Source organism: Corynebacterium sp. HMSC074A09 (genome assembly GCF_001811545.1).
GTDB classification, from domain to species: Bacteria; Actinomycetota; Actinomycetes; order Mycobacteriales; family Mycobacteriaceae; genus Corynebacterium; species Corynebacterium hiratae.
Genome location: NZ_KV805159.1, coordinates 1 through 21,168, shown reverse-complemented (window position 1 = coordinate 21,168; position 21,168 = coordinate 1). Strand labels below are relative to the sequence as shown.

16 protein-coding genes and 1 pseudogene are annotated in these 21,168 nt (G+C 59.7%); 10 read left to right on the top strand and 7 right to left on the bottom strand.

Annotation, left to right across the window (positions count from 1 at the left end; genetic code table 11):
* Positions 1 to 63: 63 nt before the first annotated feature.
* A complete protein-coding gene (locus HMPREF2807_RS10725) occupies positions 64 to 858 on the top strand; it encodes a hypothetical protein (protein WP_232745451.1) in 795 nt (264 codons plus the stop codon).
* 186 nt (positions 859 to 1,044) lie between these two features.
* Here HMPREF2807_RS10725 and HMPREF2807_RS10720 read toward each other — a convergent pair whose 3' ends face one another.
* Together HMPREF2807_RS10720 and gndA are read right to left on the bottom strand one after the other, a co-directional pair.
* A complete protein-coding gene (locus HMPREF2807_RS10720) occupies positions 1,045 to 2,154 on the bottom strand; it encodes an HNH endonuclease signature motif containing protein (RefSeq protein ID WP_070512761.1) in 1,110 nt (369 codons plus the stop codon).
* A gap of 114 nt (positions 2,155 to 2,268) precedes the next feature.
* Positions 2,269 to 3,726, bottom strand: coding sequence for an NADP-dependent phosphogluconate dehydrogenase (gene gndA / locus HMPREF2807_RS10715; RefSeq protein WP_070512758.1), 1,458 nt, complete (start codon positions 3,724 to 3,726; stop codon positions 2,269 to 2,271).
* A 43-nt stretch (positions 3,727 to 3,769) separates the two neighbouring features.
* On the opposite strand from gndA, the gene HMPREF2807_RS10710 reads away from it, so the two are divergent.
* On the top strand, positions 3,770 to 4,216 hold the full coding sequence (locus HMPREF2807_RS10710; protein WP_049154649.1) for a PaaI family thioesterase: 447 nt from the start codon (positions 3,770 to 3,772) through the stop codon (positions 4,214 to 4,216).
* Positions 4,217 to 4,219: 3 nt separating this feature from the next.
* On the opposite strand, the gene corA is transcribed toward HMPREF2807_RS10710, so the two are convergent.
* Positions 4,220 to 5,293: a magnesium/cobalt transporter CorA gene (gene corA / locus HMPREF2807_RS10705; protein WP_070512755.1), complete on the bottom strand. Its 1,074-nt coding sequence runs from the start codon at positions 5,291 to 5,293 to the stop codon at positions 4,220 to 4,222.
* 83 nt (positions 5,294 to 5,376) lie between these two features.
* Here corA and HMPREF2807_RS10700 point away from each other — a divergent pair, with 83 nt between their 5' ends.
* Positions 5,377 to 5,979 carry a class I SAM-dependent methyltransferase gene (locus tag HMPREF2807_RS10700; protein ID WP_049154651.1) on the top strand — a complete coding sequence of 201 codons (603 nt, stop codon included), beginning with the start codon at positions 5,377 to 5,379 and terminating at the stop codon, positions 5,977 to 5,979.
* Positions 5,980 to 5,996: 17 nt separating this feature from the next.
* On the opposite strand, the pseudogene thiD reads toward HMPREF2807_RS10700, so the two are convergent.
* Positions 5,997 to 6,812, bottom strand: a pseudogene (thiD, locus tag HMPREF2807_RS10695) (bifunctional hydroxymethylpyrimidine kinase/phosphomethylpyrimidine kinase); the annotation flags it as partial.
* A gap of 99 nt (positions 6,813 to 6,911) precedes the next feature.
* A complete protein-coding gene (locus HMPREF2807_RS10690; protein WP_070512750.1) occupies positions 6,912 to 8,255 on the bottom strand; it encodes an NAD(P)/FAD-dependent oxidoreductase in 1,344 nt (447 codons plus the stop codon).
* Positions 8,256 to 8,441: 186 nt separating this feature from the next.
* Here HMPREF2807_RS10690 and HMPREF2807_RS10685 point away from each other — a divergent pair, with 186 nt between their 5' ends.
* The 6 genes from HMPREF2807_RS10685 (at position 8,442) to HMPREF2807_RS10660 (ending at position 15,235) form a co-directional block, all read left to right on the top strand.
* Positions 8,442 to 9,734: a class I SAM-dependent methyltransferase gene (locus HMPREF2807_RS10685; protein ID WP_070512747.1), complete on the top strand. Its 1,293-nt coding sequence runs from the start codon at positions 8,442 to 8,444 to the stop codon at positions 9,732 to 9,734.
* A 58-nt stretch (positions 9,735 to 9,792) separates the two neighbouring features.
* Positions 9,793 to 10,515: a glycerophosphodiester phosphodiesterase gene (locus HMPREF2807_RS10680; RefSeq protein ID WP_070512744.1), complete on the top strand. Its 723-nt coding sequence runs from the start codon at positions 9,793 to 9,795 to the stop codon at positions 10,513 to 10,515.
* Positions 10,516 to 10,749: 234 nt separating this feature from the next.
* The gene (locus HMPREF2807_RS10675; protein WP_046649375.1) at positions 10,750 to 11,724 is read left to right on the top strand and encodes a carbohydrate ABC transporter permease; all 975 of its coding nucleotides are present in this window, start codon (positions 10,750 to 10,752) and stop codon (positions 11,722 to 11,724) included.
* Positions 11,725 to 12,696 (top strand): carbohydrate ABC transporter permease, encoded by a 972-nt coding sequence (locus HMPREF2807_RS10670; RefSeq protein WP_046649374.1) that lies wholly within the window; start codon positions 11,725 to 11,727, stop codon positions 12,694 to 12,696. It abuts the gene before it with no gap.
* A gap of 71 nt (positions 12,697 to 12,767) precedes the next feature.
* Positions 12,768 to 14,078 (top strand): ABC transporter substrate-binding protein, encoded by a 1,311-nt coding sequence (locus HMPREF2807_RS10665; RefSeq protein WP_070512741.1) that lies wholly within the window; start codon positions 12,768 to 12,770, stop codon positions 14,076 to 14,078.
* A 26-nt stretch (positions 14,079 to 14,104) separates the two neighbouring features.
* Entirely contained in the window at positions 14,105 to 15,235 is a 1,131-nt protein-coding gene (locus HMPREF2807_RS10660) for an ABC transporter ATP-binding protein (RefSeq protein ID WP_049154656.1), read from the top strand.
* Positions 15,236 to 15,295: 60 nt separating this feature from the next.
* Here HMPREF2807_RS10660 and HMPREF2807_RS10655 read toward each other — a convergent pair whose 3' ends face one another.
* Positions 15,296 to 18,217, bottom strand: coding sequence for an FAD-binding and (Fe-S)-binding domain-containing protein (locus tag HMPREF2807_RS10655; protein WP_070512738.1), 2,922 nt, complete (start codon positions 18,215 to 18,217; stop codon positions 15,296 to 15,298).
* Positions 18,218 to 18,326: 109 nt separating this feature from the next.
* Here HMPREF2807_RS10655 and HMPREF2807_RS10650 point away from each other — a divergent pair, with 109 nt between their 5' ends.
* Complete coding sequence (locus HMPREF2807_RS10650; RefSeq protein ID WP_070512735.1) at positions 18,327 to 19,304, top strand: bile acid:sodium symporter family protein; 978 nt, start codon at positions 18,327 to 18,329, stop codon at positions 19,302 to 19,304.
* A gap of 262 nt (positions 19,305 to 19,566) precedes the next feature.
* Here HMPREF2807_RS10650 and HMPREF2807_RS10645 read toward each other — a convergent pair whose 3' ends face one another.
* Entirely contained in the window at positions 19,567 to 20,937 is a 1,371-nt protein-coding gene (locus tag HMPREF2807_RS10645) for an MFS transporter (RefSeq protein ID WP_070512732.1), read from the bottom strand.
* Positions 20,938 to 21,168: the final 231 nt, after the last annotated feature.

The window sequence follows — 21,168 nt, the reverse complement described above, 5'->3', positions numbered from 1 at the left end:
TTAGGCCTCGCATCCTGCATTTTTAGGGTTTGTGTGACGTGGTTCTCTGTTAAATTGAGCGACATGACGAATCCATTCGACAACTCTCAATCTCAGTCTCCTCCCCGCGGGTTTGGCCAGAACCCGCACCACGTCCAACCTGGGCACAACCAAGCGCCTCCCGGTTTTAATGGGCAAGGCCAAGGGATGCCGCAACCGCCACAGAAGAAGCCCGGTTCGAAGAAAGTGTTGTGGATTGTTCTAGCAATAATCCTCGGTCTTATTCTGGTTACAGGGCTCGCTCTTGTGGCGGCGTTTTCTGCTTTTAAGGACTTTGCCGCTGGATTGGAAGATGGGCCAGGAGAGGTCGCTGCCTCTGATGCCGGCTATTGGGAGCGCACGATTGACGTCGATGATGTTGACGCTATCCGAGAGTCCGAGGTGCCAGCGTCTGTTCCTACACCTCTGGCTGAGCTGACGTCCGAGTGTTACGAAGATACGTCCTATTTCGGTGAGTCAGCAGATCAGGGCTACGACGCGCAGTGGGTCCCGACGATTTCCTGCCTCTATGGGGCCGACGGTGAGTTTGTGGCTCAGTACACCGAGAATCAGGAAGCCATTCGCGACGCGGAGCGCGTGGGGCTGCAGGAATCCGTTGTGGATTACACATCCGCTCGCGGTTCCCAGATCGCAATTTTCGGACAGGATGAGGAATTCGTCATGGTGGAAGTGCTCGAGGGTCGTAACGCGGTCATCGAGTACGTGATGGGTGGTTACGACCCGGACGAGGTGGTGACCAATTACGGCGACCTTGCCAGCTATCTGGTACAAGCGGGGATCCTCGACGAGACGCCGGGGCCACCGCCGGTCGACGCCTAGTTATACGCCTATGCTTGACGATGTCCCCGTCCCACACTCACCATGAATCGCCGCTGTGCCCAATGGCCGGCCGTCGTTGTGCGGGATCGCCGATATCCCCGTCAGCATGTCTTGTCTGACGGGTTCTTCTATCGGGAGCACCTTTGTCGCAGGTTACCGGCGCTTTTTGTGTTTGGTGGCCGAGTGTTAGCTGCTGTCGGGTGGTGGGTCCGGTGGCTGGGCTGGCGCTGTGGCTGCTTTTTCGGCGTTGAGTCTGGCGACTGCTTCTTGGTATTCCGGCATCGCGGTAATCGGTGCACCCCACGGTGGGATGAAGCTAACCCCGGTATTGAGTCGGTACATGTAGCCACGCCCGGTGGGCCTTGAAGGGTCGTCGTCGTTGATGCCGTTGTGGTAGGCGCACAGGAAGGTGAGGTTTTTAATGTTGGTGTAGCCACCCGCCTGCCACGGCACTAAATGATGGACTTGGCAGTAGTCAGCTGGCTTATTACAGCCGGGTCTGGAGCAGGTGTGGAATTCCGCATGGAGGGTAAGGCGTTGGTTGAGGTTTGCTCCACGCGATAGCCGCCAGGTGTTGATGGGTCCTTCGACAGGGTGGATGATGGTGGCGTAGCCGATTTCGGCAAACTTGTGGGTTAAGAATTCAGCGCCGGTCATGCGCGCACCGTTGGTGAGGTTGAGCTCTATTTCATCACCCTCGCCGTTGATGATCTGGTCCAGCTCATTCAACGTGACGATGACTTGGGTGCGCACGGCAGGCTTGGTGCCGGTGGCTTGGGTGAAGAAGACGTCGTTGGCGGCTTGAAGCAGGTCGGTGTTGTTGGTGGATTCTAGGACTGCGCGCATGTTGGCAATCGTGGTGGCATCGTCAGTAATGGAGAGCGTGTTGGGCCCTTCGGATCTGTAGGTGATGCGCACGCCTGGTTTGGCGGTTCTTTTGCGTGTGAGTTCTTTCAGCCGCGCGGTGGCAACGGTGGGGATGTGGTGTGCGGGTGTGGCGGCGAGTTTGGCGCGGAGGTTCCACGCATCCAGGGTTTTCTTGACTTTTGAAACGTAGGTTTCAATCAGTGTGAGGGTGCCCAGGCTGTGGCGTTGTTTGAGTGCTGCTTGGCGGGCTTTGCGTTGTTTGCCTGTAAAGCGGGTGGGGCCGAAGTACACCTGGTGCAGGCCAGCAAGCTCGGCAGCATCAAAGGCATCCGCGCCGAGCGCGCGGAGCTCATCGGGTGTGCCAGGTATATGCTCCACCAGCGCAATCCCCGAGTTGCGGAGGCGGAGGTAGGTTTCGATATCCCCCATGGGCACGAAGATTAAACCAGCACCCGCAACCCTGCAACCGGAGGAACAAAACTCCTGGTTAGCGGGGTAGTGGGGCTGGTACGAGAAAAGCCCCTCAGGTGAGGGGCTTGGCAACTACATCTCGGTGAGTGAGCGGTCACCCGACCATTCGATGTGGAAGGTGCCCTCGCGGTCCACGCGCTTGAAGGTGTGGGCGCCGAAGAAATCGCGCTGGCCCTGAATCAAGGCCGCAGGGAGGCGCTCGGCGCGCAGGCTGTCGTAGTAGGACAAAGAAGAAGCAAACACGGGTACCGGCAGCCCCAGCTGGGTGGCAGCCACAACGACGCGACGCCACGGGTCAATCAGGTTTTCCAGCTCACCCTTGAAGTACGGGTCCAGAATGAGGGCCGGAAGGTCGGCGTTATTGTCATAAGCCTCACGGATACGGTCGAGGAACTTCGCGCGAATGATGCAGCCGCCACGCCAGATGGTGGCCAAGTCGCGCGGGTCGACGTTCCAGCCGAACTCGTCCGAACCAGCCTTGATCTCATCAAAGCCCTGAGAATAGGCAATGAGCTTTGCGGCATAGAGCGCACGGCGAACGTCCTCGACGAACTCCGCCTTGTTCACGTTGAGCTCGGTGATCGTACCGGAGGGCAGCTGCCCCTCTTGGGCGGCGGCGCGCTGCGCGGTGGCCGAGGAGAGCGCACGCGCGAACACGGATTCCGCAATGCCGGTGATGGGGACGCCAAGCTCGAGGCCGTTAATGGCAGTCCAGCGGCCGGTGCCCTTCTGGCCGGCGGCGTCCACGATGACGTCGACAAGCGGGGCACCAGTGTCAGGATCGGTTTGCGCCAGCACCTCGGCGGTGATCTCAATGAGGTAGGAGTCCAGGTCGCCGGCATTCCACTCGCGGAAGACCTCAGCGATTTCAGCCGGTTCCATGCCCGCGCCATAGCGAAGGAGCTGGTAGGCCTCTCCGATAACCTGCATGTCGGCGTACTCAATGCCATTGTGCACCATCTTCACGAAGTGTCCCGCACCATCCGGGCCGATGTGAGTCACACACGGTGTGCCGTCCACCTCAGCGGCGATGGATTCCAGGATCGGCCCCAGAGTTTCCCAGGACTCGGCCGGACCGCCGGGCATAATGGATGGCCCGTTGAGCGCGCCTTCCTCGCCACCGGAAATGCCCGCGCCGACGAAGTGACGGCCCTGAGCTGCGACCTCCTTCTCGCGGCGAATGGTGTCCGTGAACAAGGCATTGCCACCGTCGATGATGATGTCGCCCTCATCCATGGCCTCGGCGAGCTGGTTAATGACGGCGTCGGTAGCCGCGCCCGCCTGCACCATGATGATTGCCTTACGTGGGCGCTCCAAGGAGGCCACGAAGTCCTCAACGGTCTCGGAAGGGATGAAGGTTCCTTCATCACCATGCTCGCTGATAAGCGCGCGCGTCTTCTCCGGGCTGCGGTTGTAGACCGCGACGGTATTTCCGTTGCGGGCGAAGTTGCGCGCGAGGTTGGAGCCCATGACGGCTAGGCCCACAACACCAATCTGAGCGAGATCTGTCTTTTCAGCAGTTTGAGTCATGTCAACCATCCTACGTCACCGAAATCCACTAACCTGGTGTGGCATGAAACACTCTGAAATCTTCGAAAAGCTCGTAGCAGTATCCCAGGCACGGCCGCTTAACGCCGAGGAACTGCAGCTCATCAATTCTCACCCGCAGGGCCTAGCCGGGCTCATTGGTTTGCGTTTCACGCACATCTCCGCTGATGAGATTCGCTCCGAGGTTGACGTTGTTCCGGATCACCACCAGCCCTGGGGCGTGGCGAATGGAGGGCTTTTCTGCACGATTACGGAGTCCACCGCATCTGTGGGCAGCCTGATCCTTGCGGGCAAGCCGGTTGTGGGCGTGAACAACAACACAGATTTCCTCAAGCCCGTTGCCGAAGGCACCGTCACGGCTGTCGCTACGCCGCTGTACAAGGGCCGCCGCACGCAGCTGTGGGAAGTGAAAATCAGCCAGGGCGATGTACTCCTCGCTGCTTCCACGTTGCGCACCATGGTGGTGCAATAATCCCTACAACCAGTTGTTGCGCCGGAACCACCACCACATTCCGGCCACCACCAAGATCATGAGGCCAATTGCCCCGTAATAGCCCCATGCGAAATGCAGCTCCGGCATGATGTCGAAGTTCATTCCATAGATACCTGCTACAAGTGTTGGCGCTGCCCACATGCCAACCACCGCGGAGATCGTGCGCATGTCGGAGTTCTGCTGCATGCTGATCTTGGCCACGGAGGCGTCGATAAGCGAGGTCAAGCGCTCATCGAACCCCGACACGTGGTCCTGGACCACCAGCTGGTGGTCGTTGACGTCGCGGATATAGGAGCGAATCGTCTTCGGAATGAGATCCTTGTGGTCCGCTACCATCGCCCGCAACGCTGGGGAAAGCGGCACGATCGCGTGCTTCATCTCCAAGATTTCGCGCTTGAACATGTAGATACGGTCGATGTTGGGCAGCGAATTCGGAGTGAAGATTTCTTCTTCTAATTCGTCGACCTCGATGGCGATGAGGCGGCAAATCTCCGAATAGCGGTCCACCATCATGTCCAGGATCTTCCACGCCAGCGAAATAGGACCCTGCTCGACGAGGTCTTGCTCATCCTGGATCACATAGGCGAGATTGGGCAGCTTGGCGGAGTGGCGCACCGTGATAATGAACGTGGCACCAATGATCATCTGGATTTCACCAGTGGAGATAATTTGGCGCTTATCGGCGACCTCGTCGTGGTCGCGGTAGTTCACCGACCGTGCCACCACGAAGAGCTGGTCGTCGTAGCGCTCCAGCTTGGGACGCTGGTGCGCCTGGACGACGTCCTCGACGATGAGCTCATGGATGCGGAATTCAGCCGCTACCTTCGTCATCTGCGATTCGAGCGGCTCGTGCAGGCCTACCCACACGAAGCCGCGGCCGTATTCTTCCACGGTTTGCAGCGCGCTGTGCGGGGTAAACTCACCCGGCAGCGCCTCGCCGTCGATGAACACTCGGCAGTGCTCAATGGCACGCTCGACAGGCACGGAAAAACTCGGCGTATTATTGTCCGAAGTGTTTTTCTTGCGTGGCTTGAATGGTGACGGTACAGATGGCATCGTGTCTCAGCCTCCTTCGCTTCGTATAGGCGTTTTATCAGAGCGGCTAAATCTTACACCTCTAAAGGCCTATACTCGTTGTCATGCCTACCTGGAAAGAAGTAACTGCTGCGAACCCCGCCCATTCCCACAACTTTGCACGGAAATGGAAGACGCTGCGGGCCCAGGGTAAGGATATCGACGGGGAGGCCCGGCTTATCGACGCTATGAGTGAACGCCACTCCCGCGTCCTCGACGCCGGCTGCGGTTCCGGACGGCTCGGCGGCGAGTTGGCCAAGCGCGGGCATACCGTAGTGGGCGTGGACGTCGACCCGATTTTGATTGAGCACGCGGTGAATGATTATCCGGAGGCCCGCTGGGAGGTAGGTGACCTTTCGGAAGAGGAAATCCCGGAGGGCAACTTCGACATCGCCGTGGCTGCGGGCAACGTCATGACTTTTATCGCCAACGAAGGGCGCGAGGCGGCCTTGCGCAACGTGTTTAACGCGCTTCGCCCCGGCGGCCGCTTCGTCGTCGGTTTCGGCGAGGGCCGCGGCTGGGGCTTTGAGGAGTTCCTCGAACTGGCCCGCGCGGTGGGCTACCGAGTCGATTTCATTTTCTCCTCGTGGGACATGAAGGTCTTTAAAGAGAACTCCACCTTCATGGTGGCCGTGCTTACTCGTCCAGGTGCCGATCTGCTGGGCTAACTTTGTTTCTCCGCAGCCAGGCGCCGGAGCCGGTGGCCGTGGTCAACGGGCCCGTGTCCGTGTCCGACGTGAAGCGCATCGGCATGCTCAATCGCCTCGTGGAGCCACTCGGTGGCCCAAACCAGTGCTTCGTCGAGGGATTCGCCCGCGCCCAAACGCGCCGCTAGGGCTGAGGACAGCGAGCAGCCCGTGCCGTGCGTGTTCTTCGTATCAATCCGCGGGCAGGGCACGCGCGTGATATCGCCGGAAGGACTTACGGTCGCGTTATCGGCCTCGGCACCATCGAGGTGACCGCCCTTGACTACGACCCACGTGTCATTCTCGCGGGCCCAGGTGGTTGCGACAGAGAGAGCGTCATCAAAGGTGCGCGGTTCTGCTACGCCCGCGAGGACAGCGAGTTCCGGCAGGTTGGGTGTGACCACGGTCGCGCGGCGCGCCAGCTCCCGTACGGCGCGCTCCGCTTCCGGCTCGAGCAGGCGGTCACCGCTGGAGGCGACCATGACCGGATCACAGACCACCGGCACTCCCGCGGGGAGGGAAGCGAGGAAGTCGCTCACCGTTTCGGTGATAGCGACGGATCCCAGCATGCCGATCTTGACGGCGTCGATAGTCACGTCGTCCTTGACGCTTGCCAGCTGCTCACGCAGAAAATCCACCGGTGGGGTGTGGATAGCCCGTACGCCCTGCGTATTCTGCGCCACCAGGGCGGTCACCACGGCCATGCCGTAGGCCCCTGCCGCCTCAAAGGATTTGAGGTCGGCGTGAATTCCCGCCCCTCCCGTTGGGTCGGTGCCAGCGATGCTGAGGACGCGGGGCAGCGCAGGTTGGCGCACTGTTTTCTCCTTAATCTAGGCTTTTCTTCCGTCTACCGTACATGGGCAAAGAAAAAGGAGAGAGGATAATTCCTCTCTCCTTTTTAAGACGCGTAAGACCTAGTGGAGGTCGCGGTCAATCACGTTGCGAGCAACGCGCTGCTGCTGGGTGATCTCCAGGTTGCCGCGGTCGCGCGAGAAGGCGTTGAGAATCCAGTGCAGCGCCACGAGGGTACGGCTGCGGAAGCCAACGATGTAGAAGATGTGCAGTCCGAGCCAGGAGATCCAGGCCGGGAAGCCAGCGAACTCGGTCTTGCCCAACTTGACCACTGCGTTGAAGCGGGAAATGACGGCCATGGAGCCCTTGTCGAAGTACTCAAACGGCTCGGCCTCGTTAGCGGTGGACTCCTCATCAATCTTGGCCTCGATGAGCTTGCCCACGTGGTTGCCGCCCTGGATGGCCACCTGGGCCACACCCGGAAGGCGGTTGAGGGAAATCATGTCGCCGACGATGTAGACGTTCTTGTACTCACCAACCGTGAGGTCCTCGTTTACGGAGACGCGGCCGGCCCGGTCTGCCTCCACGCCTGCCTGGTCGGCAATAAGCTTGCCCAGCGGGGAAGCGGCGACACCTGCAGACCAGATCTTGGTCGCAGCCTCGATGGTGACCTGTTCCTCGGTCTTCATGTTCTTGTAGGTGACGGCGTCAGCGGTGACGTCGGTAACCATGGCGTTGAGGCGCACGTCAACGCCCAGCTTCTCCAGGGTGCGCTGAGCCTTGCGGCCGAGGCGCTTGCCAAACGGAGGAAGCACCTGCGGCGCACCATCCAGGAGGTAAATCTTGGCGGAGGAGGAACCAAAGTTGGAGTAGGTGCCAGCGAAGGTGCGCTGGGCCAGCTCGGCGATCTGGCCGGTGAGCTCAACGCCAGTCGGGCCAGCGCCGACGATGACGAAGGTCAGTAGCTTTTCACGCTTGGCAGGATCCTCTTCCAACTCAGCCTTCTCGAAGGCGGAGATGATGCGGGAGCGGATCTCCAGGGCGTCGTCAAGCGTCTTCATGCCCGGCGCGTGCTCGGCAAAGTGGTCGTTGCCGAAGTAGGACTGGCCAGCGCCGGCGGCGACGATGAGGGAGTCGTAGCCGTAGGTGCGAACAGCGCCGTCAAGTTCTGCGGAGACGGTCTGTTCCTTGATATTGATGTCAGTGACTTCGCCGTTGACGAAGTTGACGTTGTCCTGATGGCGCAGGAGCTGACGCGTGGACGGGGCGATTTCGCCGGCGGAAATGACGCCGGTGGCTACCTGGTAGAGCATCGGCTGGAAGAGGTGGTGGTTCTTCTTGTCGATGAGGGTGATCTCAACATCCGCGTCCTTGAGCTTCTTGACGGCGTTGATGCCGCCGAAGCCGGCACCGATAACAACGACGTGGTGGCGGCCGTTACTAGGGCGGTGGGGAGTTTGCGCCATGGTGATTGAATACCTTCCTGAAGAAAGCTTGATTATTTTACCCGAGTCAGTCTAAACCTTTCTAGCGGTACATGCATACTTTATGGGTTATTAACTGGCTTTTTGGGCCGCGCCTCCACCTCTTCGTGGCCCGCTGGTTTTACTCTAAGTAAATACGTGTGTGCGATGAGGAAGGCTGGCTAGAGCGTGTATTCCCACTTGGCATCGATTGACGCTGCGACGTGGCCCGGCGTAGCAACCGTGCCCTCACCGCGTTTGCTGCGCTTTACGGGCGGCCGGACTGAAGCGGAGTTTGCGCAGGCCTGCGCCAAAGCAGGGGTGGAGCTGGAAGGCGAGGAGCCGGATCTGGCTGTGCTTCACGACGCCCTCTTTTCCCGCATCGCCGATTCGGGCTGGCTGGGCCTGGCTGAGTCTTATATGGCAGGGGAGTGGACGACGCCCGATTCCGATCGCTTGGTCAAGGTTCTCCTGCGGCTGTTGGGGGTGGGGTATCGGCCGAAAGCGAAGGAACTGGCGGTCGAGGCGTCGAGCCCCGGCGAGCTGCCCCTCGACGTGGTGAAGCTGTACGCGGGTGACTCCTTGAGCCATTCGGGCGGAATTTTCGCTAGCGGCGTTCCCACCACGGTGCGCGAGGCGGTCCGCAGCTATAGCGCACGGGTGGGGAGCAAGGAACCCAAGGAGCACTTCGTCGATGTGACGAGCGTGACCGAGCCGACGCATACGGACCGCGAGGACTTGGGTGATGCACAGCGCCGCGCTGCACAGTGGCTTCTCGATGCCACCCGCACGGGCGCCGGCACACATCTTCTGGTGTACCCGGCGACTGGTCTGCAGGTAGCAGTACAAGCCGTTGCCCGGCGCGCCACAGTTGACGTCCTTACAGGCGACACAGAGCAGCAGGCGCTGTTCGACGAACAACTGCTTCTCGAAGGCGCCGCCGACTCTGTCCATGTGCAGGGCATCGAAACGGCGTTGCCCAATCCGAAGAAGTGGCGCGGGCGCTATGACGCGATTGTCAGCGTAGAGAAGTTAGAGACGCTATCGCCCCCCGAGCGCCGCCGCTACGTGCAGATGCTGGATCGCTCGCTGGTCAGCGGTGGGCGTGTGGCTGTGGCCTCGTTGTTCGCCACCGACGCGTTGACCCCGGCCGCTCGGTCCGCGATTCAGGTTTTGCGCGCCTATATTTGGCCCGGATTGGACTATCCGACGATCGAGGAGACACACCGACTCTTCGATAGGCGTTCCAACCTGCGCATCATCGCTCAGACCCACACCGGAAGCCACTACCTGGAAACGCTTCGCTACCAGCGCAGTTTCTTCGATGGGCGGCGACGCGAAGCGGCGGCAGCGGGCTTCGACCAGGTTTTCCGCCGCCTCTGGACCTTCCAGTTCGCTCTCCGCGAGGCGCTGTTCACCTTAGGAATGCTGGATGCCGTGCACGTGGTGGCGACGCACCGCAACCGCGGAGGCCGCCGTTAGCGGTCTACACTGGGCGGCGCCAGAAGCACAACCACTTTGCGGCCCGGAGGGAAAGAACATGGCAGACCGCACAGGAATTATCGCGCACCGAGGGTATAACGGATGGTTCCCGGAGAATACGTACCGTGCCTTCGAGGAGGCTCTCAAGCTTGAGGTGGCCGGTGTGGAGTGCGACGTCAACCTGACCAAGGACGGGGAGGTAGTGGTTATCCACGACCAGACTGTGGATAGGACGTCGGACGGCACAGGCTCTGTCGGTGACATGACACTGGAGGAGCTGCGCACACTCAACTTTGGTACCGACGAGGATCCCCAACGCATTCTGCTTCTCGACGAACTGGTGGACCTCATCGAGTCATACCCCGGAAAGCAGCTGCTCATCGAGACGAAGCACCCGTCTCCTTTCGGGGCGCGACTCGAAGAGTCGGTGGCCGAAGTCCTACGCAACCGACATCTCGATGCCGATCCACGGTTCAGTCTGATTTCCTTTAACCCTGAAGCAATTGCGCGATTTCGAAACCTATTGCCATCCCTGCGCTCCTTTCTTCTTTTGGAACCGGATGCGGGACTACCAGATTCCCTCGAGGGCGCTTCGGGCTTCGGGCCTTCCATTCGCCAGGCGCGGTTGGACGCTGACTTCTTTGCAGACGTCGACAGTCACTCCTACGTATGGACGGTGAACTTACCGAAGGACATGGAGTGGTGCCGTAACAATGGGATAGAGCTCATGGCAACGGACTTGCCAGAGCTAGCACTCGACGTTGTGCGCTCGGCGAGTTAGCGCCAAGCTACGCCCGTGGCCGTTGTGTTCATCCCCGAAAAGGTCTAGCTGGAAAGATGGTGGCGCTTTCTTGCCCGGGAGTTTCTATGGAGTTCTTTCTCCCGTGCTTTGTGTGACGTACCCCACGCACAGGGAGGGCTTTTGGGGGCTAGGCTCCTGGAATTTTCTTTTTGTTTATTCAATCAAAACGTTGAGTAAACCTTCTGTTTACTGCCTTGGTCTAGTTTCTTCTGCATGGCAAAAACCATCCCCGCGAGCGGGCGAACGGCTGCGATCCCTCCTGTTAACGAGAAGCCGATCGTCTCCGAGGAGTACGCGCGCCACCCACGCAAGCGAAAGCTTGACTGGCGCCAGATCGGCCTAGCGGCATTGCTGATTGGCCCGAACCTTCTACTTCTCATTCTTTTCACCTATCGACCACTGGTCGATAACATCCGCATCTCTTTCTTTAACTGGAATATTTCATCGCCGACGATGACTTTTGTCGGTCTGCAGAACTACATCGACTGGTTCCAGGCGCCAGATACTGGACGCGTGGTGTTCAACACTGTCGTCTTCACCTTCTTCGCGGTGGTCGGTTCGATGGTTCTGGGGCTAGCGCTGGCATTGCTTCTGGATCAGAAACTGTTTGGCCGTGCGGCTGTGCGCTCAATGGTTTTCGCGCCCTATGTCATCGCTGGCGCGGCGATTGGCGTTGCCTTTCAGTTCGTCTTCGATCCTAACTACGGGCTCATTCAATACTTTTTGGGTCTTATCGGGGTCGATGTGCCGAACTTCTACCAGCAGCAGAACTGGGCACTGTTCATGATTACGGTGACCTACGTGTGGAAGAACGTGGGCTACGTTTTCGTCATCTATCTTGCTGCCCTGCAGGGGCGCCGCCGCGATCTCGATGAGGCCTCTGAGATTGACGGCACTCCGGCCGTGCGACATTTCTTCCGCGTGGTCCTGCCACAGCTTCGCGGTACCACGTTTTTCCTGTTAATCACTGTGCTGCTCAATTCCTTCCAGGTCTTCGACATCATCAACGCGATGACCGGCGGTGGACCGTTTGGTTACGGAACCTCCACGATGGTTTTCCAGGTGTACCAAGAGACGTTCATCAACAACCGTGCCGGCTATGGCGCTGCCGTGGCCACCATCATGTTCCTCGTCGTGCTTGTCATTACGGTGCTGCAGATCAAGTTGCAGGAAAGGATGGATAAGTAAATGTCCGAAAAACGCGCGATTCCGGCTTCTATCAAGGTAGGGCTCCCGCAAGCGAAAGGAGAGCTGCCGCCGGTTCCTGGTTCGCAGTCCCTCGCAGCACCAGTCATCACCGAGGCCCAGCGCAAGCGTAAAGGTGAGCCGGTTGATCACGGTCATCCAGCAACGAAGGTCGTCGGCTACATTGCCTTGGTACTGACAGTGCTGATGATTATGGTGCCGCTGTACTTCATCTTCATCACCAGTTTTAAGTCTTTCCAGGATGTGTATTCGGATCCGATTTCCTTCTGGCCTAATCCTTTTAAGGCAGAAAACTATTCCTATGTCTGGCAGACTTCTGGCTTTTCGAGCTACCTGAGAAACTCCATCATCATCACGCTGATTCTCACGGTGGTGGAGGTAGTCCTCGGAGTGCTGACTGCCTATGCCTTCGCATTCATTCGCTTCCCCGGCCGAAATCTGCTTTTCTTGCTTATCATCGCCTCGCTGATGGTGCCCAACCAGATCACCATTATTTCCAATTACTCGTTGGTTGCGTCATGGGGTTGGAGAGACACCTACGCCGGAGTCATCATCCCGTTGGCGGGCGTGGCGTTCGGTGCCTTCCTCATGCGCAATCACTTCCAATCATTGCCCCCGGAGATTCTCGAGGCCGCGCGCATGGACGGGGCAGGATTCTTCACAACCTTGTTCCGAGTGGTCCTGCCCATGTCGTGGCCAACGCTGTCCGCGTTCGTCCTGATCACCGTGGTCAATGAGTGGAACCAATACCTGTGGCCTTTCCTGATTACGGATACACCGGCTGCAGCCACCCTTCCGGTGGGCCTAACCCGCTTGCAGGACGCGGAAGGCGTGACCAACTGGGCGCCGGTGATGGCCGGCACAGTGCTGACAACCCTGCCCATGATCATCATCTTCCTCATACTCCAGAAGCCGATGATTAAGGGCCTGACTGCTGGAGCAGTCAAGGGCTAGCCTGCCTGCTATCCCGACGCCCAACTCGAACAAGTCCCCTGAACTCTTCACTTCTCAAGGAGAACCTCCCCATGTCTCGTAAGATTTCTACTCGTATCGTTGCCGCCTGCGCGGCACTTCTCACCACAGCGTCCTTGACCGCCTGTGCAGGTGGTTCGACCACCGCAGGGAACGACTCAAAGGACGGCGGAGACGCCAACACCATCACCTTCTGGTCCAACCACCCGGGTTCTTCCCGTGACATAGAGCAAGAGCTCATTGATGAGTTCGAGAAGGAGAACCCAGATCTGAAGGTCGAACTGGTTACCGCAGGTTCCAACTACGAGGAAGTTGCACAGCGCTTCAACGCTGCCCTCGCAGGTGGCGACCTTCCCGACGTCCTCGTTGCTTCTGACGTCACGTGGTTCAACTTCGCGCTGAATGAGGCCACGACGCCGCTCGATGAGCTGTGGGAGATGAACGACATTGACTATGAGGGCTACGTCGACACCCTGCGCGAAGACTACAACTACAAGGACAAGCACTACGGCGTTCCGTACTCCCGCTCCACGAACCTGATGTACTGGAACACCGATGACCTCAAGGCAGCTGGACTTCCTACCGACCGTGGCCCGAAGGACTGGGAAGAGTTCGACGAGTGGGCCACCAAGATCAAGGACAAGCTCGACAAGCCGGCCGTCACCGTTCCGGATGGATCCAACTACCTCGACTGGTACTTCCAGGGCATGATTTGGGCCTTCGGTGGCTCTTACTCTGATGAGTGGGAACCGAACTTTACGTCGAAGGAGTCCATCGAGGCTGGCAAGTTCTTGCAGGACCAGGTCAAGGCCGGTCACATCGAAATCTCCACTGACCCGACCGTAGCCTTCGGCTCTGGCAAGGCCTCTGGACTGCTGGAGTCCACTGGTTCTCTGGGCGGGCTGAAGGAGACGGCGACGATTCCATTCATCACGACCTACCTGCCAGGCCCTGGTCCTTCGGCAGCCACCGGTGGTGCTGGTCTGGCCGTGCCGGCTGGAATTTCTGACGAGCGCAAGGCTAACGCGGTCAAGTTCATTGACTTCCTGACGAACACCGAGAACACGATCAAGTTCTCCCAGAAGACGGGCTACATGCCGGTGCGCAAGGACGCCCTGGATGATCCGGAGGAGAAGAAGTTCTTGGAGGAGAACCCGAACGCCCAGACGGCAATCGAGCAGCTCAACGAGAACACCAAGCCGCAGGATTACGCTCGTGTCTTCGTGCCGGGCGGCGGACAGCGCATCGGTGGCGTTCTTGACCGCATCACTGTGGGCAATGAGGATGTGGAGTCCGCATTCGGCGACCTGCAGAAGGAGACGCAGAGCGTTATCGACCGCGACATCACCCCGAAGCTCAAGTAACACTTCGGATCGTTTGAAAGGACACCATGGCTACTGTTGAATTCCGTCAGGCTTCCAGGATTTATGACCCGAAGAAGCCACCGGCGGTCAGCCGCATTAACCTCGATATCAAGGACGGCGAGTTTCTAGTACTCGTCGGACCGTCTGGTTGCGGCAAATCCACGACATTGCGCATGCTCGCTGGCCTTGAGCCAATCGACGAAGGCCAGATCTTCATCGACGGGGCCGACGTTACCGAGACCCGCTCGCGGGACCGCGATGTAGCCATGGTGTTCCAGTCCTATGCGCTGTACCCCAACATGACAGCACGTCAGAATATGGCGTTTGCATTGCAAAATGCCAAGGTGGATAAGGCAACCATCGAAGAGCGCGTGAGCTTCGCTGCGAAAATGCTGGAGCTGGAGGACCTTATCGATCGCAAGCCCTCCGCAATGTCGGGTGGCCAGCGCCAGCGTGTGGCCATGGGGCGCGCTATCGTGCGCCAGCCCAAGGTCTTTCTCATGGATGAGCCCCTCTCCAATCTGGATGCGAAGCTCCGCGTATCCACGCGTGCGCAGATCCTTCAACTGCAGCGCGAGCTCAACACCACCACGGTCTATGTCACCCACGACCAAACTGAGGCAATGACCATGGGGGATCGCGTGTGTGTCCTCAAACAAGGCATTATTCAGCAAGTCGCCCCGCCTAAAACACTGTACGAGAACCCCGGTAACTCCTTCGTCGCGACGTTCATCGGTTCGCCGGCTATGACTCTCATCGACAACGTCCCCTTCGTTGACGGTCGCGTTGTCAGCGGCAAAGACCAGGCGCTGGACTACTACATGCCACAGGAACAGGCCGCGAAGGTGGGAGCGGATCACGTCCTCGTTGGTGTGCGCCCAGAGAATTGGGAAATCATCGGCGTCAACCAACCAGGTGAAGAGTATGGGATACCGGTTAGGGTCGATATTGTGGAGCACTTAGGCTCCGAGCTGTACGTCTATGGTGGCCGCGAAGAGTCGGCCAATGACGGGACCGTGGTCCGCGGTGACCGCATCACGGTGAAGGTGCCGCGCGGCATTGACGTGCACCAAGGCGACACGATCTACCTGCGCCCGATGAAGGGCGGGTGCGTGTTTTTCGCCCCGGACACCGAAATCAATTACGACTATCTCTAACCCGATCTGTTGCGCCGGTGGCAGAGCTCCCGCTGAGGAGTATTGCCACCGGCGCGTTGCTTATGGAGTGACGACCGGACGGGAGGCCCGCTCCAACAGCACTGCGATTGATTCATAGGTCCGCCCGGAGATCATCTCCAGGCCCATCTCGCAGGTGCGGTTATCGGAGACGAAGGCGTCGAAGTGCTCCGCGTCGAGTGAAGCACGCTCCTCGCGCGTGGCGGACTCGACGAGCTCCGGGTGCAGCATGACGCGGTCACCGGCGGAGCCACAGCACATCGCGCCCTCTGGGACTTTGGCAGAACCGCAGAGGTTCGCCAGGTCAACCAGGGCCTGGCTCATGCCCATGTGGTCAGTCGAGCAAGTTGGGTGGACTGCGATGGAGCCCATGTTTTTCACGATGGGCAGGTGCGGGGCGATTTCATCACGGAGCCATTCCACGACATCGAGGATGCGCAGATCCTCCCAAAGCTTGCGGTCGGCAGGGGAGAGCACCTCAGGAACCGAATCGAGCAACCCGTGGGTGCAGCTGGCTGCATCAACCACGATGGGCAGCTGGCCGTGCTCCGACCAGTGCCAGAGGTCGCGCACAATCTTTTGAGCTTGGTACTCAAACCCTTCCTTGTAGCCCTTGGAGGACCACGGTGTGCCACAGCAATCGCCGGCGACATCCTCGGGGATCCACACCGGCTGGCCAGCCCGGCGTCCGAGTTCCACGATGGCGCGCGGGAGGTCGACCGAATCCTTAGCCGCACCGGCTGGGCGGCCGAAGATGCGGTTGATGCAGGCAGGGAAGTAGAGCGCGCCAGCGCCCTCGCGCGGGGTTTCCGGCAGACGCGATGCGGCCTGCGGAAGCGGCCCCGGGACGGTGGGCAGCAAGTCGGGTGCTACCACGTTACGTGCCATGTTGGCGCCCAGCTCGAGGGGCTTGTGGGGAATCTTGTTGGCGGAGATGATGCCAGCGCGGGCAAGCTTTTCCACCAACTCCCAACGCTGTGCCGTCGTCAGTGCCACCTTCTCGCGGGCCGGGGTGGCCTGCTGGGCGCGCAGCTGCTTCATCACTGCGCCGGTGTCGATGCTAATCGGGCAGGGGATAGAGCAGGTGCCGTCGGCGGCGCACATGTCGACGGCGTCGTACTGATACTCCTTCTGCAGCTGCGCCAAGACCTCTGAGCCTTCTTCCTGCCGGGCCATCTCGCGGCGCAGCACGATGCGCTGGCGCGGGGTCACCGTGGCGTGGCGGGAGGGGCAGACAGGCTCACAGAAACCGCATTCCACACACGGGTTGATCTCTTCCTCGACCTTGGGGAAGGACTTGAAGTTTCGCAGGTGGATGGTCTGGTCCCGGGTGAGCTTCACGTTCGGCGCCAGGATGCCCTTGGGATCGATCATGTTCTTGACTTCCCAGAACAGCTCGAAGGCCTCCGTGCCCCACTCGTGCTCCAGGAAGGGGGCCATGTTCACGCCGGTACCGTGCTCGGCCTTCATCGAGCCCTGGTATTTGTCAATGACCAGCTCGGCCAAATCATCCAAGAACGCGGCATAGGATTCGCGCTCCTCCTCAACGTCGAAGCGCGGGGTAAAGAAGAAGTGCAGGTTGCCAAAAGCAGCGTGGCCCATGACCGACTCCGGGTAGCCGTACTTGGCCTGCAAGTCCAACAGGTCCGCTGCGGCCTCACCGACCTGGGAAGGCGGGAAGCAGACATCCTCGGTGATGTAGGCCGTGCCGTTCGGGCGGTCTGCGCCCAGCAGGCCGTACAGGCCGTTGCGCAGCTCCCACGCGCCGCGCATGCCTTCCGCGGTGGTGAGGAACTCGAGGGGGCGCAGTAGTGGGGCGTCGGCAAGCACGGTGCGCAGGCGATCCATGGCCTTGTCCAGATCTGCCTCGTCGCTGCCGCCGACCTCGACGAGGAGTGCGGCGGCGTCATCGTCGAGGTTGCGCCAGGACTCGGGGGCGTGGGAGTAGTGCTCGGCCGAGCGGCGCATGACCGGGGCAACCAGAAGCTCGCAGGCTTCCGCGCCGGTTTCCATGATGGGGTGCACGTAGTTTGCGGCATCGCGGAGGTTGGGCAGCTCGACCCAGGTCGTGGCCTTTACGCGCGGAAGCTTCACCGTGCGGATAACGGATTCCGTGATAGCACCGAAGATGCCCTCGGAGCCGATGAGGAGGCGCTTGAGAATGTGCACGGGCTCGTCTTCATCGAGGAAGGCGTCGATGCGCAGGCCATTGGTGTTGCGAATAGAGAACTTAGTGCGCAGGAACTTCACCATCTCGGTGTTGGCGCGCAGCTTATCGCGGAAGGCCAGCAGATCGGCGTGGAGCTTCGGCTCCTGCTTGCGGAAGGCCTCGTCTCCACGGGACGTATCCACGATGGTGCCGGAAGGCAAGACGAAGATCAGCTCTTCGATGCTGTGGTAGCTATCGCGTTCCAAGGAGCAGCGCATGCCGCCGGAGTTATCGGCCAGCACGCCACCGATGGTGCACACGGACGTGGAACCCGGGTCCGGCCCCAGCATGAAGCCATGGCGGGAGAGTACTGCCTGGGCATCGCCCAAGATGACGCCGGGGCGCGACCACAGCTTGCGGCCTTCCTCGCGCACTTCCATGCCGCCGAAGTGGGTTTTGACATCGACGAGGATGTCATCTCCCATGGCCTGGCCGTTCAGGGACGTTCCTGCTGCGCGGAAGGTCATGTGGCGACCGTGAGAATCGCAGTACTTCATGAGCGCAGCGAGGTCCGCTGCGTTGCGCGGGGAAACCACGATGTTCGGGATGGATCGGTAGGGGCCGGCATCAGAGGAAAAGCGCACGAGGTCGCTGAGCCGGCCGTGCACGTTCTCTTGACCGACGATGGCTTCCATGTCCGCAACCAGCTCGGCGGGGGAGCCGTGGCGGTAGCGCTCGGAAACGGCGTCGGCCTGGCTGGTAGCGCCGGCCGGGCGTGAGAAACGAGAGGAATCGGGGCTTAGTAGCTTGGACATATTTCTAATCTATCGCTTGACAGTAAATCTCGACCAAATCGGGTACGTGAGGTTCATCATATGGGATACTCAATTCATATAGTGAGACACATTCTGGAAAGGAAACACCATGACGAACCCGCGCACAGAAGGGGAGACCGGCGAGAAACTCGCCGTCTACATCTTTCCCATCGTTATTGTTGCTTGCGCCATTGTCGCCTTTTTTAGCCCCAGCACCTTCGAGCCGGTGGGGCAGTACACCTCGCAATTGCTTATGGTCATCATGTTTTCCATGGGGCTTACCCTGACGATTCCGGACCTGGCCCTGGTGGCGAAGCGCCCATTGCCCATCTTCTTGGGCGTTATCTGTCAATTTTCGATCATGCCGACGAGCGCCGTGCTCGTGGCTAAACTGCTAGGGCTTTCCGACGCCGCCACCGTCGGCCTCATCCTTCTCGGGTCTGTGCCCGGCGGTACTGCCTCCAATGTGATGGCCTACCTGGCCAAGGGCGATGTGGCGCTGTCGGTGGCGATGACCTCGGTATCCACGCTGGTCTCGCCGATCATGACGCCGTTGCTCATGCTGTGGTTGGCAGGGCAGACCGCGGAGGTCAATGGTGCTGGCATGATGTGGTCGCTGGTACAGACCGTCCTCATACCGGTAGGCCTGGGTCTGCTGCTGCGCGTGATTGCAAGCAAGGCGGTAGACAAGGTGCTGCCGGCTTTGCCGTGGGTGGCCATCGCTGGCATCGGCGGCGTTGTCATGGCGGTGGTGTCAAAATCCCAGGACAAGTTGGTCACCGTTGGTCTCGTCGTGTTTGTCGGCGTGGCTATCCAGAACCTTATCGGATTTCTCTTTGGCTACTACATGGCGAAGCTAGCCCGCCAGCGCGAGGAAGCGGCGCGCACCACGGCCATTGAAGTAGCAACCCAGAACTCGGGGCTTGCTTCGGCATTGGCCTTGCAGTTCTTTAGCCCAGAGGCGGCGCTGCCGGGTGTTGTTGCTGCAGTGTGGGCCAACGTCACTGGCGCAGTCTTCTCCGCCATCGTGCGCCGCAAGCCCATCGAGGACGAGGCGGAATCCAGTAAAACTGCGGTTTCTGTGTAGAAGGTTGCCCATCCGGGCAACTAGCTCCGCATAGGTGGTTGGCACATGTTTGCCGGCCACCTTTTCTGTTTGTGCAGACCTGGAAGTGCATTCATGCAGGTGGTCGTCGTCAAGCGCCCAGGCAGTGCTTTGCGACGACCAGCGAGTCTGTACTTCCAGGTCTGCACTTTTGAAGGCGGCGGGGTACGGTGCGACAAAAAATCTCCCCGCCCTTCGGTGAGCAACACCGGAAGGAGACGGGGAGAAGCTTGTGTCTGAAGGCCTAAACCTGGGAAAGATCCTGGTCCTTCAGCTCCTGCATCATGAGGATAGCGATGAGGGAGATGAAGCAGACGATGATGAGGTAATAGCCCACGTAGCTCACGTTAAAGGCGCTGACCAGCCACGTTGCGATAAACGGGGCCACGGCGGCGCCGAGGATGGAGGAGACGTTGTACGCGATGCCGGAACCGGTGTAGCGCACGTTGGTGGGGAAGAGCTCGGGAAGGACGGCGGACATGGGGCCGAAGATGAGGCCCATGATGAACATGCCGACGAGCAAGAAGCCGAGGACCGAGTTGCGGTCAGCGTGTTCGATGCCGAGGAAGAAGGGGAAGCTGAAACCGAAGGCAATCATGATGAGTGAAGTCACGACCAAGATCGGCTTGCGGCCATACCTATCCGACAGCATGGAAGAAACAGGAATGCCGATGATGAACATGAAGATGGAGATCAGCTGGATCTCCAGGAACTCCAGGTAGGGGATTCCCAAACCCAGCCCCTGGGATTTATCGCCGATACCGTAGGAGAGAATCCAGGTGGTGACTAGGTAGAACAGCGTGTAACAGGAGACCATGACGAAGGTACCGATGATCATCGGCTTCCAGGCAGTGCGGAAAGCCTCCACCATGGGGGTCTTGACCTTCTTGCCTTCGTCTACTGCCTGCTGGAAGACAGGTGTTTCCTCCAGGCGCAGGCGGACGTAGAGACCGATGAGCACCATCACAGCAGAGGCGAGGAAGGGCAGGCGCCAGCCCCATTCCATGAAGGTGCCGGTCGTGTCGCCGCGCGAGTAGTCCATGGTGGCAACCAGGGTTAGGAAGAAACCATTAGCGAGCAAGAACCCGAAAGGTGCGCCGAACTGCGGCCACATGGCGGCGGAAGCGCGCTTTCCTTCCTCGGCGGTCTCGGAAGCCAGCAAGGCTGCACCGGACCATTCGCCGCCTAGGCCCAAACCTTGGCAGAAGCGCATCAGGGCCAATAAGGCCGGCGCGATAATGCCCGCGGTCTGGTACGTGGGGAGGACACCGATGATGAAGGTGGCAATGCCCATCGTCAGGAGTGCACCAACGAGGGTGGCCTTGCGGCCGATGCGATCGCCAAAGTGTCCAAAGAGCACTGAGCCCAGTGGCCGAGCGATAAAGGCCAGGCCGAAGGTGGCAAAGGATTGGAGCAGGGCAACGGTGGGGTCCTCGGTCTTCGGGAAGAAGAGGAAAGGAAAGACGGCTACGGCTGCCGTGGCATAAATATAGAAGTCATAGAACTCGATGGTCGTACCAATGGTCGATGCCACGGCCACACGCACGCGGTCACGTTTTGTGAGCTGCTGTGCTGGGGCCGCTGTCTTTGGCGGCGTGGTGCTGACGGCGGTCATGTGGGAAGCGCCCTCCTTGATGATTTCAATAGAGTGATTGGTTGTGCGGGAAACACTACCGTCTCATGTGTTGAAATCCAACTCTCACCACATGATAAATTCGTGGGAACTAGGGAGGGGTTGTGATGTCTAGGGACTTTTTGGACACGGAGTCCAGGATGTTTTGGACAGGATGTCTAGTGGCTTTTTGGACGTCTAAGGCGGTGGAATAGCCGGATGGCTATTCCATTG

What these genes read in the sequence shown, in the direction of transcription:
- HMPREF2807_RS10675 (WP_046649375.1), top strand. Translation starts at nt 10,750, where the DNA reads ATGGCAAAAACCATCCCCGCGAGCGGGCGAACGGCTGCGATCCCTCCT.
- HMPREF2807_RS10670 (WP_046649374.1), top strand. Translation starts at nt 11,725, where the DNA reads ATGTCCGAAAAACGCGCGATTCCGGCTTCTATCAAGGTAGGGCTCCCG.
- HMPREF2807_RS10665 (WP_070512741.1), top strand. Translation starts at nt 12,768, where the DNA reads ATGTCTCGTAAGATTTCTACTCGTATCGTTGCCGCCTGCGCGGCACTT.
- gndA (WP_070512758.1), bottom strand. Translation starts at nt 3,726, where the DNA reads ATGACTCAAACTGCTGAAAAGACAGATCTCGCTCAGATTGGTGTTGTG.
- HMPREF2807_RS10660 (WP_049154656.1), top strand. Translation starts at nt 14,105, where the DNA reads ATGGCTACTGTTGAATTCCGTCAGGCTTCCAGGATTTATGACCCGAAG.
- HMPREF2807_RS10700 (WP_049154651.1), top strand. Translation starts at nt 5,377, where the DNA reads ATGCCTACCTGGAAAGAAGTAACTGCTGCGAACCCCGCCCATTCCCAC.
- HMPREF2807_RS10650 (WP_070512735.1), top strand. Translation starts at nt 18,327, where the DNA reads ATGACGAACCCGCGCACAGAAGGGGAGACCGGCGAGAAACTCGCCGTC.
- corA (WP_070512755.1), bottom strand. Translation starts at nt 5,293, where the DNA reads ATGCCATCTGTACCGTCACCATTCAAGCCACGCAAGAAAAACACTTCG.
- HMPREF2807_RS10720 (WP_070512761.1), bottom strand. Translation starts at nt 2,154, where the DNA reads ATGGGGGATATCGAAACCTACCTCCGCCTCCGCAACTCGGGGATTGCG.
- HMPREF2807_RS10655 (WP_070512738.1), bottom strand. Translation starts at nt 18,217, where the DNA reads ATGTCCAAGCTACTAAGCCCCGATTCCTCTCGTTTCTCACGCCCGGCC.
- HMPREF2807_RS10710 (WP_049154649.1), top strand. Translation starts at nt 3,770, where the DNA reads ATGAAACACTCTGAAATCTTCGAAAAGCTCGTAGCAGTATCCCAGGCA.
- HMPREF2807_RS10725 (WP_232745451.1), top strand. Translation starts at nt 64, where the DNA reads ATGACGAATCCATTCGACAACTCTCAATCTCAGTCTCCTCCCCGCGGG.
- HMPREF2807_RS10680 (WP_070512744.1), top strand. Translation starts at nt 9,793, where the DNA reads ATGGCAGACCGCACAGGAATTATCGCGCACCGAGGGTATAACGGATGG.
- HMPREF2807_RS10645 (WP_070512732.1), bottom strand. Translation starts at nt 20,937, where the DNA reads ATGACCGCCGTCAGCACCACGCCGCCAAAGACAGCGGCCCCAGCACAG.
- HMPREF2807_RS10690 (WP_070512750.1), bottom strand. Translation starts at nt 8,255, where the DNA reads ATGGCGCAAACTCCCCACCGCCCTAGTAACGGCCGCCACCACGTCGTT.